This window comes from Pseudomonas kulmbachensis (assembly GCF_963681935.1).
GTDB classification, from domain to species: Bacteria; Pseudomonadota; Gammaproteobacteria; order Pseudomonadales; family Pseudomonadaceae; genus Aquipseudomonas; species Aquipseudomonas kulmbachensis.
In genome coordinates, this window is record NZ_OY817088.1 from 357424 (window position 1) to 374416 (window position 16993).

At 60.1% G+C, this 16993-nt stretch carries 14 protein-coding genes; 7 read left to right on the forward strand and 7 right to left on the reverse strand.

All coding sequences use genetic code 11. The features are described from left to right. Positions 1-110: 110 nt before the first annotated feature. From U5A05_RS01800 to gshB, 7 genes are all read right to left on the reverse strand, one after another. A complete protein-coding gene (locus U5A05_RS01800) occupies positions 111-1382 on the reverse strand; it encodes a dihydroorotase (RefSeq protein WP_321835437.1) in 1272 nt (423 codons plus the stop codon). Next, positions 1379-2383 carry an aspartate carbamoyltransferase catalytic subunit gene (locus U5A05_RS01805; protein WP_019828034.1) on the reverse strand — a complete coding sequence of 335 codons (1005 nt, stop codon included), beginning with the start codon at positions 2381-2383 and terminating at the stop codon, positions 1379-1381. Before U5A05_RS01805 ends, U5A05_RS01800 begins: the two co-directional genes overlap by 4 nt. A gap of 12 nt (positions 2384-2395) precedes the next feature. Continuing rightward, positions 2396-2902: a bifunctional pyr operon transcriptional regulator/uracil phosphoribosyltransferase PyrR gene (gene pyrR / locus U5A05_RS01810; RefSeq protein WP_321835439.1), complete on the reverse strand. Its 507-nt coding sequence runs from the start codon at positions 2900-2902 to the stop codon at positions 2396-2398. Positions 2903-2984: 82 nt separating this feature from the next. Next, the gene (ruvX, locus tag U5A05_RS01815) at positions 2985-3425 is read right to left on the reverse strand and encodes a Holliday junction resolvase RuvX (protein WP_261740577.1); all 441 of its coding nucleotides are present in this window, start codon (positions 3423-3425) and stop codon (positions 2985-2987) included. Next, a complete protein-coding gene (locus U5A05_RS01820; RefSeq protein WP_321835442.1) occupies positions 3425-3997 on the reverse strand; it encodes a YqgE/AlgH family protein in 573 nt (190 codons plus the stop codon). Before U5A05_RS01820 ends, ruvX begins: the two co-directional genes overlap by 1 nt. Before the next feature lie 162 nt (positions 3998-4159). Next, positions 4160-5059, reverse strand: a complete 900-nt coding sequence (locus U5A05_RS01825; RefSeq protein WP_321835444.1) for an energy transducer TonB — start codon at positions 5057-5059, stop codon at positions 4160-4162. A 76-nt stretch (positions 5060-5135) separates the two neighbouring features. Then, the gene (gshB, locus tag U5A05_RS01830; protein ID WP_133075178.1) at positions 5136-6089 is read right to left on the reverse strand and encodes a glutathione synthase; all 954 of its coding nucleotides are present in this window, start codon (positions 6087-6089) and stop codon (positions 5136-5138) included. A gap of 235 nt (positions 6090-6324) precedes the next feature. On the opposite strand from gshB, the gene pilG reads away from it, so the two are divergent. The 7 genes from pilG (at position 6325) to trhA (ending at position 16991) form a co-directional block, all read left to right on the forward strand. Beyond that, positions 6325-6732: a twitching motility response regulator PilG gene (gene pilG / locus U5A05_RS01835; protein ID WP_261740580.1), complete on the forward strand. Its 408-nt coding sequence runs from the start codon at positions 6325-6327 to the stop codon at positions 6730-6732. 42 nt (positions 6733-6774) lie between these two features. Then, positions 6775-7152, forward strand: coding sequence for a twitching motility response regulator PilH (pilH, locus tag U5A05_RS01840; protein ID WP_261740581.1), 378 nt, complete (start codon positions 6775-6777; stop codon positions 7150-7152). A gap of 10 nt (positions 7153-7162) precedes the next feature. Next, entirely contained in the window at positions 7163-7702 is a 540-nt protein-coding gene (locus U5A05_RS01845) for a chemotaxis protein CheW (protein ID WP_261740582.1), read from the forward strand. A 41-nt stretch (positions 7703-7743) separates the two neighbouring features. Continuing rightward, positions 7744-9801, forward strand: coding sequence for a methyl-accepting chemotaxis protein (locus U5A05_RS01850; RefSeq protein WP_395247099.1), 2058 nt, complete (start codon positions 7744-7746; stop codon positions 9799-9801). Positions 9802-9828: 27 nt separating this feature from the next. Continuing rightward, the gene (locus U5A05_RS01855; RefSeq protein WP_321835449.1) at positions 9829-15690 is read left to right on the forward strand and encodes an Hpt domain-containing protein; all 5862 of its coding nucleotides are present in this window, start codon (positions 9829-9831) and stop codon (positions 15688-15690) included. Next, positions 15683-16135: a chemotaxis protein CheW gene (locus U5A05_RS01860; RefSeq protein WP_261740584.1), complete on the forward strand. Its 453-nt coding sequence runs from the start codon at positions 15683-15685 to the stop codon at positions 16133-16135. Before U5A05_RS01855 ends, U5A05_RS01860 begins: the two co-directional genes overlap by 8 nt. Positions 16136-16373: 238 nt before the next feature. Further along, positions 16374-16991 (forward strand): PAQR family membrane homeostasis protein TrhA, encoded by a 618-nt coding sequence (gene trhA / locus U5A05_RS01865; protein ID WP_261740585.1) that lies wholly within the window; start codon positions 16374-16376, stop codon positions 16989-16991. Positions 16992-16993: the final 2 nt, after the last annotated feature.

The following is a 16993-nucleotide window of genomic DNA, read 5'->3' on the forward strand; positions in this document are numbered from 1 at the left end:
ACCCTGTCGACACTCTGTGCCCGGTCAAGGCCCTTTGTGGGAGCGAGCCTGCTCGCGAATGATCTTCGCGAGCAGGCTCGCTCCCACGGCTACAGGTTAGTCGTACTGCTTCAGCCTTCGTAACTGATCCGGCCATCCACCAGCGTGTAACGCACGGCACTCGGCAGGCAATGGCCGAGGAACGGGCAGTTGTCGCCTTTGGAATACCATTTTTCGCCGACCAGGGTCGAAGCCGCCGGGTCAAACAGCACCAGATCTGCAGCCGAACCCACCGCCAGCTTGCCGGCCGGTAGGCGCAGTGCCTGAGCCGGGCCTGCGCTGAGGCGTGACAGCAGGGTAGGCAAGTCCAGCAGGCCGTCTTCGACCAGGGTCATCGCCAGAGGCAGCAACACTTCAACGCTGCTCATGCCCGGCTCGGTAGCGCCGAACGGTGCCAGTTTGGCGTCGCGCTCGTGGGGTTGGTGATGGCTGGAGATGGCTTGTACCACACCCGACTTCACGGCCTCACGTAGGCCATCGCGGTCGGCACGGGTGCGCAACGGCGGTTGCACGTGGTAAACGCTGGAGAAGTCCACCAGCGCTTCATCCGTCAAAATCAGCTGATACAACGCCACATCGGCCGTGACTTTCAGGCCGCGGGCCTGGGCCTGAGCGATCAGGGCCACGCCGCGAGCGCTGGTCAGTTGGCTGAAGTGTGCGCGCACGCCGCTTTGCTCAACCAGCAACAAGTCGCGGGCCAGGGCCACGGTTTCTGCGGTTTCCGGGATGCCCGGCAAACCACGGAATGCTGCCATCGCGCCGTCGTGGGCAATACCGCCCTCGGCCAGGTCACGGTCCTGGGAGTGGAAAATCACCGTCAGGTCGAAGGTGGCCGCGTATTCCAGCGCCCGGCACAGGGTGCGGGTATTGGTGAAACTGTTGAGGCCGTTGCCAAATGCCACGCAACCCGCGTCGCGCAAGGCGATCAATTCTGCAAGTTGCTCGCCGTCCAGGCCTTTGCTCAGTGCACCGATCGGAAACACTTTGCAGTTGCCAGCTTCGCGGGCGCGGTCGAGGATCAGCTCGGCGACTGCCGAAGTGTCCAACACCGGCTTGGTGTGCGGTGGGCAGCACAGGCTGGTAACGCCCCCGGCCGCGGCCGCGCGGGTTTCGCTGGCAATGGTGCCTTTGCGGCTGTAACCCGGTTCGCGCAGGGCAACGTTCAGGTCAACCAGCCCTGGGGCTGCTACCAGGCCTTTGGCTTCGATGGTTTGCGTCGGGGTGAAACCGACTGGCGCTGCGCCAATAGCAATGATCTTGCCGGCTTCCAGGTGCAGGTCAGTCACTTGATCCAGCTGGCTGCTCGGATCAATTACACGGGCGCCGAGAATGCTGATCTTCACTGGGCGTTCTCCTGTTCGAATTGGCGCTGGGCGGTTTGCCCGCTCATGGTCATGGACAATACGGCCATGCGTACGGCAATGCCGTAGGTCACCTGATTGAGGATCACCGAGTGCGGACCATCGGCCACGGCGGATTCAATCTCGACGCCGCGGTTGATCGGGCCAGGGTGCATCACGATACAGTCGGGCTTGGCACCGGCCAGGCGCGCGGTGGTCAGGCCGAACAGGCGGTAGAACTCGCCTTCGCTCGGCAGCAGGCCACCGGACATGCGTTCGCGCTGCAGGCGCAGCATGATCACCACATCGACGTCCTTCAGGCCTTCGGTCATGTCGGTGTAGACCTTCACGCCGTATTGCTCGATACCGATCGGCAGCAGGGTTTTTGGCGCGATGACGCGGATGTCCGGGCAACCAAGGGTCTTGAGGGCGATCATGTTCGAGCGCGCTACCCGCGAGTGCAGGATGTCGCCGACGATGGCCACCGACAGGTTTTCAAAGCCGCCCTTGTGCCGACGGATAGTGAGCATGTCGAGCATGCCTTGGGTCGGGTGAGCGTGACGGCCGTCGCCGCCGTTGATGATCGCCACTTGAGGGCACACGTGCTCGGCAATAAAGTGCGCCGCGCCGGAATCGCCATGGCGTACCACGAACATGTCGGCGGCCATGGCTTCAAGGTTGCGCAGGGTGTCGAGCAGGGTCTCGCCCTTGCTCGCCGACGAGGTCGACACGTTAAGTGTGATCACGTCGGCAGACAGGCGCTGGGCGGCCATCTCAAAAGTAGTACGGGTGCGGGTGGAGTTCTCGAAGAACACGTTGCATACGGTTTTACCGCGCAGCAACGGGACTTTTTTCACCGCCCGGGCGCCGACTTCGAGGAACGAGTCGGCGGTGTCGAGGATTTCAGTCAGCAGCTCACGGCGCAAACCGTCGAGCGACAGAAAGTGGCGCAGCTGGCCCTGATCATTGAGCTGCAGCGGGCGCTTGGCGTCGGTAGGCGTCATCGCAATGGTCTCTTAGAGGGCTAGGTCTTGAAGTTCGAGTGTTAGTGGCGCGGGGCCGGACAGTTTTACCCGCTCGCTCGGCTTGAGTGACAAGGTCGCGCCCACTACATCCGGGCGGATCGGCAATTCGGCCGCGTCCAGGTCCAGCAGGCTGACCAGCGTCACGCTGGCCGGACGACCATAGTCGAACAGCTCGTTCAGCGCCGCACGGATGGTACGACCGCTCATCAGTACGTCGTCGATCAGCACCAGGTGCTGGCCTTCGATTTCAAACGGCAGCTCGGAAGGGCGTACTTGCGGGTGCAGGCCGTTCTGGCTGAAGTCATCGCGGTAGAACGACACGTCCAGCGTGCCCAGCGGTGCGGCGCTGTCCAGCGCCTTGAGCAGCGCTTGGGCAACCCAGATGCCGCCGGTGCGGATACCGATGTAACGCGGCTCGGTGATGCCGCGACGGGCCAGGTGGGCCTTGAGATCAAGGGCCATCTGGGAGATCAGTTCAGCGGGAACAGGCAGGATCATAGTGGCTCCTTAAAAGGCCCGCGCAGCAGAACGTGCAGCGGCGGGCGCAAACAATGAGGCGGGTCAATTGTATAAACGCGGCTCAGTCCTGGGATTGCGCCGGGTTCGCGTCGAGCCAGCCCTGCAGCACCAGTTTGGCGGCAATGGCATCAACGGGGTTGTCGCGGTAACTGCCGCGCTGGCCGCCTTGGGCTCGGCGTTCGCCTTTGGCCTCGAAGGTGGTCAGGCGTTCATCATGGGTAAAAACGGGCAGATTGAAGCGGCCATTAAGGCGATTGGCAAATTTTTGCGCTCGGGCGCAGAACTCGCTCGGGGTGCCGTCCATGTTCAAGGGCATGCCGACCACCATCGCGTCTGGTTGCCATTCCTTGATCAGTTTTTCGATTTCTTCCCATTTGGGAATACCATTTTCGGCTTTCAAGTTGCACAGCTCGCGGGCTTGGCCGGTAATCATCTGGCCGACAGCCACGCCAATGGAGCGGGTGCCGTAGTCAAAGCCCAGCAGTAAACGAAGGCTGGCCATCAGGAATGGCCTGCTTGGGTGCTTAACAAATTGAGGTTCACTCCGAGGTGTTTGGCGGCCGCGTCGAGGCGCAGCTCGCTAGGGGTTTCAAACAGGATGTCAGCGGAATACGGGCAGGTCAGCCAGGCGTTGTTGACCAGTTCGGTCTCCAGTTGACCGGCGTCCCACCCGGCATAGCCCAGGCAAATCAGGCTGCGCTGCGGCCCTCGACCATCAGCAATACTGAACAGCACATCGGCTGAGGTGCTCAGGGCCAGGCCGTCGTCGAGCTCTACCGTGGCGTCAAAGCTGACGCCTGCGGGGTGCAGCACAAAACCACGATCGATCATGACCGGCCCGCCGCCATAAATAGGCACGTGCTGGCACAGGGGCGAGGAGAGTTGTTCCGGGCGCAACTGCTCAAGAATATCCGCCAGGCTCAGCTCCAGCGGGCGGTTGATCACCAGCCCCATGGCCCCATTGGCCGTGTGCTCGACGATGTAGGTCAAGGTCTGGGCAAAATTCGGGTCGGCCATGTGCGGCATGGCGATCAGGAATTGATGCTTGAGGTAAGTCGGTGCGTGGTTTTTCATGAGCCTTAGTGTGGCGCTGGCAACGTGAACTGACAAGTTTGAAGCTTAATATTACTGGGTCTTTGTGGGAGCGGGCTTGCTCGCGATACAGGCGGCGCGGTTTAACGGTAAAACGCAGCGCTCCAATCACGAGCAAGCCCGCTCCCACAGCTGCCCTGTGTATCAGTTACTGGAAAGCCGGTCGCCCTGGGCGAATTTCCAGGTGCGGATGATTTCCAGTCGGTCGATGTCTGCCAGGTCGCCAGTAAACGGTGCAAAAGGTGCGGCCAGGCGCACGATGCGTTGCGCTGCTTGATCCAGCAGCGGCTGCCCCGAGGACTCTAGAACCAGCACTTCGTGCAGCGAGCCGTCGCGGTTGATAGACACCAGCAGGCGCAACTTGCCGTAGATCTTTTCCCGGCGTGCCTGTTCGGGGTAATTGAGGTTGCCGATACGCTCGATTTTCTTGCGCCAGTCCTCTTTGTACCAAGCGCCCTTGTCGCGCATGGTTGAGGCTGCACTCATGCGGTAGATCTTCGGGCGTTTGGCGTACAACTGTTGCTCGTTGGCCAGTTCGGCCTCGAGGCTGGAGATCTCGCTGGACAGCTGGGAGCTGTCGAAGGTTGGAATGCTGGCCTTGGGCGCCGCTTCGGTTTTGACCTTTTGCGGCTTGACCGGGGCTTTTTTCGGCGCGGGCGCCACGGTGGTCACGGCGGCCTTGGGCGCGGCCTGGGTCTGCTCGGGTTTGGCGGCAGGCGGCGGAGTGACCTTTTTTACGCTGTTGTCCTGGAATGGTGCTATTTCAGTGGTCTTGGGCACGGCTTTTTTATCCAGCGTGCCGCTGCCCTGCTGATTGTCCTGGGCTAAAAAGTCCGCTTTTTCCGGGGCTTTTTCGCTTTTGAAGGTAGAGAGGGTGATCTCCAGGGTTTTGCTGATTTGTTTGGGCTCGCTCATGCTGAAACCCACGCCCACAATCAGCGCGATATGGATCAGCGCTGCGATAAACAGGGTAAATCCAAGACGATCGGCCGCGCGCACGCCTTTATGGCTGAGTTCGGGGGGCAGGTCGCTGGGAAGTGTCATGGCAAAAAGACCAACATCGCGGGTTTCACAGGGTGCGCATGATAGCGCAATGTTGGTCTATTACAGGCTTTGCAGATCAGCGTGCGGCGAGCTTGCGCTCAATGGCATCCATCAGCAGGGCGCCGATATTGGTGCCGAACGCATTGTCGATTTCGCGAATGCAGGTCGGGCTGGTGACGTTGATTTCGGTCAGGTGTTCACCGATCACATCCAGGCCGACAAACAGCAGGCCTTTTTCACGCAGCGTCGGGCCAACCTGGGCTGCAATCCAGCGGTCCTTGTCGCTTAACGGACGGGCTTCGCCACGACCACCGGCGGCCAGGTTGCCACGGGTTTCGCCAGCCGCCGGGATGCGCGCCAGGCAATACGGCACCGGCTCGCCGTCGATCATCAGGATGCGTTTGTCGCCGTCCTTGATCGCTGGCAGATAGCCCTGCGCCATGATTTGCTGGGTGCCGTTGGCAGTCAGGGTTTCGAGAATCACCGACAGGTTCGGGTCGCCCACGCGGTGACGGAAAATCGACGTTCCGCCCATGCCGTCCAGCGGCTTGAGAATCACGTCACCGTGCAGAGCGGCGAACTCACGCAGTACATCGGCGCGGCGGCTGACCACGGTCGGCGGCGTGCACTGGGTGAACTGGGTGGCGAACAGCTTTTCGTTACAGTCGCGCAGGCTTTGCGGCTTGTTGACGATCAGCACGCCGTCGCGTTCGGCCTGCTCCAGCAGGTAGGTGGAGTACACGAACTCCATATCGAAGGGCGGATCCTTGCGCATCAGGATGACGTCCAGATCGCTCAAGGCCGTGTCGGTCTCGGCGTCCAGCTCAAACCATTTTTCAGGGTTGGCGAACACCTTGAGCGGCTTCATCCGCGCCCGTGCCTTGCCTTCATTCAGGTAAAGGTCCTGCTGTTCCATGTAGAACAGGGTCCAGCCGCGATCCTGGGCGGCCAGCAACATGGCCAGCGAGCTGTCCTTTTTATAGGAGATGCCCGCAATGGGGTCCATGACAATCCCGACTCGAACGCTCATGGCAAATTCCTCAAATAAATAGTGGGCGCAAAGGCTCTGAAAAGTGGCGCCAGAGTGGCGCTGAGTGTGGCCTCGGTCAAGGAAAAACCGCCACTTGGGTCGTTCGATAGATTGAAGGTCCTGACTGTGCTAAAAAGGCTCGCACAGTGCTTACAACCCTTGTCCATCAAGGAGTTGGGGTTTTAGGTCGCTCAGTTGTAACAAAATGGGTCGCCGTGGCGACGGTAGAGCAGATATGGAAAAGCATTCCAGCGCCTTGAAGGTGATGGTGATTGACGATTCGAAAACCATTCGCCGCACCGCCGAAACGCTGTTGAAAAACGTGGGCTGCGAGGTCATTACCGCTATCGACGGTTTCGATGCGCTGGCCAAGATTGTCGACCACCATCCGCACATCATCTTTGTCGACATCATGATGCCGCGCCTGGATGGCTATCAGACCTGCGCACTGATCAAGAGCAATCGGGCGTTCAAATCGATCCCCGTGATCATGCTGTCATCCAAGGACGGTCTGTTCGACAAGGCCAAGGGGCGGATCGTGGGTTCTGATCAATTTTTGACCAAGCCCTTCAGCCGTGATGAATTGCTGAGTGCCATCAAGGCCCATGTGCCCGCCTTCAACATCGTACAAAGTGCTCTATGACGCCCGGCCAGCCGGCCAACCACCTTATGAATGGGGAACACCATGGCTCGCATTCTGATCGTCGATGACTCGCCGACTGAAATGTACAAATTGACCGGCATGCTCGAAAAGCACGGCCATGTAGTGCTCAAGGCTGAAAATGGCGCCGATGGCGTCGCCCTGGCCCGCCAGGAGAAGCCAGACGTCGTGCTGATGGACATCGTGATGCCGGGCCTCAATGGCTTTCAGGCTACGCGTCAACTGACCAAAGACCCGGAAACCAGCTACATCCCGGTTATCGTCGTCACCACCAAGGACCAGGAAACCGACATGGTCTGGGCGCAACGCCAGGGTGCCAAGGGCTACCTGACCAAGCCGGTCGATGAAGAACAGCTGATCCTCAAGGTGAAAAAAGTCCTGGAAGAAAACCCTCCAAAATGACGGTCACCTTATGCCTGGCGCACTGACTGCGTTCGAGCTGCTGCTCGAGATTGACCAGCGCTGTCGCTCACTGGCGGCGGGACTGGTGCCTGCGCAAGCGCAGCTCGACACTTGGAGCGGTATCGGTTTTCGGATCGGCGAGCATTGTTTTGTGGCGCCGATGGGCGAAATTGCCGAAATCCTCCATGAGCCGCGGTTCACCCTGCTGCCCGGTGTAAAACCCTGGGTCAAGGGCGTGGCCAATCTGCGCGGGCAATTGCTGCCGATCATGGATTTGTGCGGTTTTTTCGGGATTGAGCTGTCACCCTTGCGCAAGCAGCGTCGGGTGCTGGTGCTGGAATATAAAGACGTGTTCGTCGGCTTGCAGGTGGATGAAGTGCAGGGCATGCAGCACTTTGCCCATGCCGACCTCAATGCCAATACGCAAAACTTGCCCCACCCGATGTTCGCCCCCTATGTGCAAGGGCACTTTGCCGCCGAACACCTCTGGTGGGTGTTCAGCCCGTTTGCCCTGGCCCAGGCGCCGCAGTTCTGGGCGGTGGCCGTGTGAGCAGGCCTTCAGCTTTAAAACGGGACCTCAGGACCTGATCGATGACCACAGCCAATACCGCTAAACCAATGGAAGGGTCGCGCAGTCGTTCGCAGATCATCGTGCTTTTTATCGCCCTGATCGTGTTCATTATGCTGTTGTTCGCCAACTTTGCTTACCTCAACACCCAGTCCAACTACGACAAGCAGTACATCAGCCATGCGGGCGAGTTGCGCGTCTTGTCCCAGCGCATCGCCAAGAACGCCACTGAAGCGGCTGCCGGTAAAGCCGCCGCGTTCAAGTTGTTGATAGATGCACGCAACGATTTTAGCCAGCGCTGGGGGTATCTGAAAAAAGGTGACCCGGCCACTGGCCTGCCTCCCGCCCCACCTACCGTGCACAAGGAAATGCAGTCGGTTCAGCGGGACTGGGAGTTGTTGCTGAGCAACGTCAATGCCATTTTGGCCAGCCAGCAAACTGTACTGTCGTTGCATCAAGTGGCTGCGACACTGGCCGAGACCGTGCCGCAGTTGCAGGTCGAGTACGAAAAAGTCGTCGAAATTCTCTTGCAGCGGGGCGCTCCTGCCAGCCAGGTGGCACTGGCTCAGCGTCAGTCATTACTGGCCGAGCGGATTTTGGGCGCGGTGAATACGGTGCTGGCCGGTGACGAAAATGCGGCCCAGGCTGCCGGAGCCTTCGGGCGTGATGCCAACCGCTTTGGGCAAGTGCTCAACGGGATGTTGGAAGGCAATGACGGGCTGAGAATTACCCAGGTCGAAGACAAGGACGCCCGCGCCCGTTTGCAGGAGATTTCCGAACTGTTCCAGTTTGTATCCGGTTCAGTGGATGAAATCCTCGAAACCTCGCCGCAGTTGTTCCACGTACGTGAAGCAGCGAACAGTATTTTCAGTCTGTCGCAAACCCTGCTCGACGAAGCGTCGTCCTTGGCCAACGGCTTTGAAAACCTCGCCAGCGGGCGTTCGCTCGACATCATTGGCGGTTACGTACTGGGCTTGCTGGCGCTGGCATCAATTATCCTGATCGGGTTGGTGATGGTGCGCGAGACCAATCGCCAGTTGCGCGAAACTGCTGAAAAGAACGAACGAAATCAGAACGCGATCATGCGTTTGCTCGACGAAATTGCCGATCTGGCCGACGGCGACCTGACCGTGACCGCGTCGGTCACCGAAGATTTCACCGGCGCGATTGCCGACTCGATCAATTACTCCATCGACCAACTGCGCGAACTGGTGGCCACTATCAACCTCACAGCGGGCCAGGTCGCGGCCGCCGTGCAGGAAACCCAAGCCACCGCGATGCAATTGGCCGAGGCCTCCGAGCATCAGGCCCAGCAAATTTCCGAGGCTTCGGGGGCGATCCAGCAAATGGCCCATTCCATCGATCAGGTATCGGCCAACGCCTCTGAATCTTCCGCGGTGGCAGAACGCTCCGTGGCGATTGCCAACAAAGGCAATGAAGTGGTGCACAACACCATCCACGGCATGGACAACATTCGAGATCAGATTCAGGACACGGCCAAGCGGATCAAACGCTTGGGCGAGTCTTCCCAGGAAATCGGCGACATTGTCAGCCTGATTGACGATATTGCTGATCAGACCAATATTCTGGCGTTGAATGCGGCAATTCAGGCCTCGATGGCCGGTGATGCAGGGCGCGGGTTTGCCGTGGTGGCGGACGAAGTGCAGCGCTTGGCTGAGCGCTCATCGGCCGCCACGCGACAAATTGAGACGCTGGTGCGGGCGATTCAGGCGGACACCAACGAGGCGGTCATCTCCATGGAACAAACCACCACCGAAGTGGTGCGCGGTGCCCGTCTGGCCCATGACGCCGGTGTGGCGCTGGAGGAGATCGAAGGCGTGTCGCAAAACCTGGCGGACTTGATTCAAAGCATCTCCAATGCCGCGCAACAGCAGACCACCTCGGCGGCGCAGATTTCCTTGACCATGAACGTCATTCAGCAAATCACCAACCAGACCTCGTCCGGTTCCACAGCGACCGCCGACAGCATCGGCAACCTGGCCAAAATGGCCAGCCAGCTGCGGCGTTCGGTGTCCGGTTTCACCTTGCCCGCTCCGCCAAAAGACCTTGGGCCACAGTAATGCGCTGCAATTCTGACTGGAGTCGTTATGGTTGACCGGCACGACTATGTGGCCCTTGAGTGGGTTAAAGGCGAAATTGCCTTCACCCTGAAACAGGCCCGAACGGCGCTGGATACCTACGCGCAACAGCCTGCTGCTGACACGCTGGAGCAGTGTCTGGCGTGCATACATCAGGTGCATGGCAGCTTGCTGATGGTCGAGTTCTATGGCGCAGCCTTGCTGGCTGAAGAGATGGAGCAACTGGTGATTGCCCTGCAACAGGGCCACGTCAACCAGCTCGACGAAGCCCTGCGGTTATTGCAGCAAGCGTTCAGCCAATTGCCCTTGTACCTGGACCGGGTACACAGCGCCCGGCGTGACTGGCCATTGGTGGTGTTGCCGTTGCTCAATGATTTGCGCACCGCTCGTGGCGAAGCGCTGCTCTCGGAAACCAGCCTGTTCAGCCCGCCCTTGCAGGTCTTGCCTGCATTAGATTCGGCGGCCCTTGAGCGTCTGGCCCCGTCTGAATTGCCGCGCCAATTGCGAATGCTGCGCCATACCTTGCAAGCCGCGTTTTTGGGCTTGCGCCGTGGCGAAGCAGTGCAGGCCAATCTGGAGCAAATGGTTGGCGTGTTCGCGCAACTTCAAAGCCTGTGCCTGGGGTCGCCGCTCAATGCTCTATGGAAAATCTCCGCGGCGTTGGTCGACGGCATGCTTAAAGGTCGGGTGCCCAACAGCCCAGCCCTGCGCAGCCTGCTGAAGAAATCCGACAAGGAACTCAAACGTCTACTGGAGCAGGGCATTGCAGCCGTCAACCAGCCCGCGCCCGAAGAGTTGCTTACCAGCCTGCTGTTTTACATCGCGAAGGCCGAACATCCGACGTCGAAAATGCTCGCGCTGAAGAATCACTACGAGCTGGATCAGGCCATGCCCGATGCGGCAATGGTTGATGAGGAGCGGGCGCGACTGGCCGGCCCCGACCGCGACGCAATGCGTTCGGTGGTGGCGGCACTGTGTGAAGAGCTGGTGCGGGTCAAGGAGCGCCTCGACCTGTTTGTGCGCAGTGATCGCTCGCATGTTTCGGAACTGAGCAGCCTGATGGCGCCGTTGCGCCAGATCGCCGACACCTTGGCCGTGCTGGGGTTTGGTCAGCCGCGCAAAGTCATTATTGATCAACTGGCGGTGATGCAAAGCCTGGCTCAGGGCCAGCGCGAACCGACGGATGCGGTGTTGATGGATGTTGCGTCGGCCCTGCTCTATGTCGAAGCGACATTGGCCGGTATGGTCGGCAATGTTGAGCCTTCGCAGCGCGAAGAGAGCCGCTTGCCTACCACCGACCTGATGCAGATCCACCAATTGGTGATCAAGGAAGCGCGCATCGGTCTGGAAGAAGTCAAAGACCTGATCGCTGACTATCTGGCGGCAGACCACGACCGCCAGCACTTGCAGCCACTGCCCGGGCTGCTGACGCAAATTCGCGGCGCGTTGGCGATGATCCCGCTGAGCCGTGCCGCCAGCTTGCTGCAAGCCTGCAACGACTATATTGGCGAGCGCGTACTGCAAGGGCCCGACCGCCCAACGACGGAGCAATTGGACCATCTGGCTGATGCGCTGATCAGTATCGAATATTACCTGGAACGACTGGCTCAGGACCCCGGTGCGGCGAGCGAGCGGGTACTGGACCGGGCCGAGAACAGCCTGGCCGAGCTGGGATATGCCCCGGCCACGCACCCCGTGTTGCTACTCAATGACGTCCCCGCAGCACCACCGCTGAGGCCTGACCTGCAAGCGCAGAGTTTGGCTGATGCGCTGGCCAGCCCGCTGTCGGCGCTCAATCCGCCTGCGCAACACATGCCCACCAGCTTGCTGCCGCCGCCGGTGGATGAAGATCCGCTGGACGAAGAGTTGCTGGAAGTCTTTCTGGAAGAGACCGACGAAGTACTGGTCAGTCTGCACGACTGCTTGCCGCAGTGGGTCGCCAACCCTACGGATAACGTTGCGCTGGCCGAGCTTCGGCGCGGTTTTCACACCCTCAAGGGCAGCGGGCGCATGGTGCGTGCGCTGGTGCTGGGTGAGTTGGCGTGGGCGGTCGAGAACTTGCTCAATCGAGTTATCGAACACAGCGTGGCGCCGTCTCCACAAATTTACCAACTGCTCGAAGACGTGCTGGTGCTGCTGCCCGAGCTGATTCAAGCATTTACCGAGCAAGGTCAGCGTCAGCGCGAAGACGTCGACCAGTTGGCTGCACGGGCGCAGCGCCTGGCGCAACCGCTGCTGATCACTCAGGACAGCAGCTTCGACCCGCAGTTGCTGGATATTTTCCGGCAGGAAGCGCAAGCCCATCTCGAACGTCTAGACCGGTTTCTGGATCAGGCTCGCGTGCAGATGCCGCTGTACGCCAGCGACGACTTGCAGCTGGCCATGCATACGCTAAAAGGCAGCGCGCATATGGCGGGCGTGGTGCGTATGGCTGAGTTGGCCACGCCACTGGATCATCTGGTGCGTGAGTACAAGGCCCACCATATTGCCCTGGGGCCGGATGAAGTCGATCTGCTGCTGGAGGCCGACGGTTTGCTGCATCGTGGTCTTAAGCAGCTGGATATCGACCCGCTGGCCGATATTCAGGGGGCTGGCTCCTTGATCGAACGCACCGAGCAACTGATCGCCGCCCGTCTTGAAACCTTGCTCAATACACCTGCAAGCGGCTGGGTCCCCAAGCGTGATCCGCAGCGTATTGCCGAGTTTCTGGCCGAGAGCATGGACATCCTGTTTGACGCTGAAGAACTGTTGAAAAACTGGCACCAGAACCCCCGGCAACGTGATGCTCTCGACAGCCTGCTGGACCAGTTGAGCACTCTGGCCGGGTCGGCGCACCTGCTCGACTTGCAGCCTGTTGATGGTCTATGTGAAGCCTTGCTCGACCTGTACGGCGCCGTCGAAGAAAGCAGCCTGGCAGTCAGTGAACGTTTCTTTGAAGCGGCCGATGACGCTCATGAAGCGTTGATTAGCATGCTCGACCAACTGGCTGCAGGGCAGGAAATCACTCCGCAACCGGAGCTGATCCAGACCTTGTACGGGCTGTTGCATGAAGGTCTGGCGCCCGACGCCACGGGACTGGTTCGCGGTGATGGCAGCCAGATCACCGAACTGGGAACCGCCACCGATCAGTTGGGGGCCGATCAGGCCGATGAGTTCGACGAGGAGATCGTCGAGATTTTTCTCGAAGAGGCCGTGGATATTCTCGAAAGTGCAGGTTTTGCCCTGCAGCGTTGGCTGAGTGCGCCCGACAGTCTGGCGTCGCTGTCTTCCTTGCAGCGCGATTTGCACACCCTCAAGGGCGGTGCGCGCATGGCCGGGATCGAGCCGGTTGCCGAGTTGGCCCATGAGCTTGAGCATTTGTATGAAGGGTTGCTGGACCGGCGCTTGAATGAGAGCCCGGCCTTAAGCCGTTTGCTTGAGCGCAGCCATGAGCAGCTTGGGCTGATGCTTGAACAACTGCAGCACCAGCAGCCGTTGAGCGAGTCTTATGAACTGATCGAGGCCATTCGCGGGTTTCGCCTCTACAGCCATTCGCCTGTCGAGCCGAACAGCATCGAGCCCAAGTCAGATGTTGCGCTCAATAGCGGCGACCCGGAACTGCAGGATATCTTCCTCGATGAAGCTTTCGACATCCTCGAAAGCTCGGGAGCGGCCTTGTTACGCTGGCAAGCCGACCCGCAAAACCATCTTGAAGTGGAAAACCTGCTGCGTGATTTGCACACCCTGAAAGGGGGCGCGCGCATGGTCGAGGTCGCCGTCATTGGCGACTTTGCTCACGAACTTGAGACCCTCTTCGAAGATATTTCGGTGGGCTTTCTGGTGCCCGGTGCTGAACTGTTCGTACTGCTGCAGCGTTGCCACGACCAGCTGGCGCAAATGTTCGATGCATTGCGCAGTGGCCAGCCACTGCCTTCGCCCCAGGCGCTGATCGAGCAGATTCGCCAGATTGAGCGCAACACCCGGCAGGCGCCTGGCGCGGTGCCCAAGCCTGAGCCGGCGGCGTTGCCGGTGCCCGAAGGCGAGCGCACGGGGCTGGACACCCTCAAGGTGCCAGCCGAATTGCTGGAAGACCTGGTCAACCTGGCGGGTGAAGCCTCGATCATTCGTGGGCGGGTGGAGCAGCAGGTCAACGATGGGCAAGTGGCCCTCAACGAGATGCAGACCACCCTCGAGCGGATGCAGGATCAGCTGCGTCGGCTCGACAGCGAAACCCAAGGTCGCCTGCACAGCCGCCCGCACACTGAAGCCGATGGCGTGGCTTACGACGAATTCGACCCGCTGGAAATGGACCGTCATTCCTTGCTGCAGCAATTGTCCCGCGCTCTGTTCGAGTCGGCGTCGGACTTGCTCGATCTTAAAGCCACACTGGCGGCCCGCTGTCAGGATGCGCACGGCCTGTTGCAAAAGCAGGCGCGGGTAAACACCCAGTTGCAAGAAGGCCTGATGGGCACGCGCATGGTGCCGTTCGAGCGCGTGTTACCGCGGCTTAAACGCGTGGTGCGTCAGGTGGCGAGCGAACTGGGTAAGCACGTTGAATTCAACGTGATCAATGCTGAAGCCGAAATCGACCGCAACGTTCTTGAACGTATGGTGGCGCCGTTGGAGCACATGCTGCGCAACGCCGTCGACCACGGGCTTGAGCCTGCCGAGATCCGCCAGGCAAGTGGTAAGCCGGAGCAGGGCCTGATCAGCCTGGAGTTGTCTTACGAAGGCGGCGATGTGGTGTTCGACATGCACGATGATGGTGCTGGAGTGCCGCTTGAAGCCGTGCGCCGCAAAGCCATTTTACGCGGCCTGCTGGACCCCGAGGCCACGGTCAGTGACCGCGAAGTGTTGCAGTTCATCCTGCAGCCGGGGTTTTCTACGGCTGAAAAAATCACCCAGATCTCCGGGCGCGGCGTCGGCATGGACGTGGTGCATGAAGAAGTGCGTCAGTTGGGCGGCAGTATGACCATCGACTCGGTGGTCGGGCAGGGCGTGCACTTTCAGATCCGCCTGCCGTTCAGCGTTTCGCTCAACCGAGCCTTGATGGTGCAGTGCGCCGACGAGCAATACGCCATCTCGCTCGACACTGTCGAAGGCATCGTGCGCGTCATGCCCAACGAGCTGGAGGGTTACTACCAGCTCAACCCGCCGCTGTATCACTACGGCGGGCAAACCTACGAACTGCGTTACCTCGGCGAATTGCTGCAAACCGTAGGCAAACCCAAGCTGGTGGGCGAGAGCCATTCATTGCCGGTGCTGTTGGTACATTGCCAGGATCAGCGCGTGGCCTTGCAGGTCGACGCATTGGCGGGCTCGCGAGAAATAGTGGTCAAAAGTCTCGGCCCGCAATTTACCGGGGTGCAGGGGTTGTCGGGCGCGACCATCCTTGGGGATGGTCGGGTGGTGCTGATCCTCGATCTGCTGGCTTACATTCGCGCGCATCAGGCGCGTCAGCCGTTACAACGGGCGCATCACGAAGCGGTCGGCGCCCTTGAATTTATTCCGGCCGTGCGCCCGCCGCTGGTGCTGGTAGTGGACGACTCGGTCACCGTGCGCAAAGTCACCAGCCGTCTGCTGGAGCGCAACGGTATGAACGTCATCACCGCCAAAGACGGGGTCGACGCCATGAGCGTGCTCGAAGAGCACACCCCCGACCTGATGCTGCTGGACATTGAAATGCCGCGCATGGACGGCTTCGAGGTGGCAACCCGGGTGCGCAACGACCCGCGCCTTAAAGACTTGCCGATCATCATGATCACCTCGCGCACCGGGCAAAAACACCAGAACCGGGCGATGGCCATTGGCGTCAACGACTACCTGGGCAAGCCGTATCAAGAGTCGGTGTTGCTGGAACGCATCGCCTACTGGAGCAACTTTCATGCTTGATCATCGCGTGGGCAGCCTGACCGGTTTGCTGCTACCACTGGCCGACCGCTACTTGCTGCTGCCCAACGTAGCGATAGCCGAGCTGATCGGTTGGCAGCGCGGCGACCCGAGCAGCGATTCACCGCCTTGGCACCTGCGCCAGATCACCTGGCGCGACCGCGAACTGCCATTGATCAGCTTTGAAGCGGCCTGCGGTAGCCCCGTCGTTATTGGTGAGCGGGCACGTATCGTCGTGCTCAACACCCTGGGCGGCGATTCCCGGCTCAAATTTATCGCCATGGTGGTGCAAGGCATCCCGCGTTCTTACCGTCTGGACAGCCAACTGAGTTTTGTCGATGTCCCGCTCAGCCCGCTGGAGCGTGCGGCGGTGCAGGTGGGCGATCATGTAGCGAAAATCCCGGATTTGCTGGCGCTGGAACGATTGGTGTTGGGCGAGAAGGAATGAAAACCTGTAGTCGCTGACGAGGCACGAGGCTGCGATGGGCGACGAAGCGGCCCCTGCTTTTGAAGGTCCTGCTGCGCTCCTCAGCGGCTACAAGTGTGTGCGGTACAAAGCATGTGAGGGCAAACCTGCTCTCACGGCTGCTCGACGATCGCCGCATTGCCCTTTAATTTCGCAACCCCGACCCTTATCTCTTAACCGGGTGACGCAGTCGCACTGTCAGTTCTTGAGGATGTTGCACATGTATCACGGCGAAAAGCTAAACGCCTGGACCCACCTGTTGGGAGCTGTTGCGGCAGCAGTAGGCAGCATTTGGTTATTGGTGATGGCGTGCCTCGACGGCAGCCCGCAAAAGATTGTCAGTGTGGCGATTTATGGTGTCACGCTGGTGTTGCTGTACAGCGTGTCGACCGTGTACCACAGCGTACGCGGGCGTTCGAAGGTGATCATGCAGAAGTTCGATCATCTGTCGATTTACCTGTTGATCGCCGGTAGTTACACCCCTTTTTGCCTGGTCACGCTGCACGGGCCGTGGGGTTGGTCGCTGTTCGGAATTGTCTGGGGCATGGCGGTGATCGGCATGCTGCAGGAGATCAAGCCCCGCTCCGAAGCGCGCATTCTGTCTATCGTGATTTACGCGGTAATGGGCTGGATTGTGCTGGTGGCTGTCAAACCGTTGCTGGCGGCGCTGGGCACCGCTGGCTTTATCTGGCTGGCCGCTGGCGGGGTGATGTACACCGTGGGGATTATCTTTTTTGCCCTGGATCACCGTCTGCGCCATGCCCACGGCATTTGGCATCTGTTCGTGATTGCCGGCAGCCTGCTGCACTTTGTGGCCATCGCGCATTACGTGATCTGACT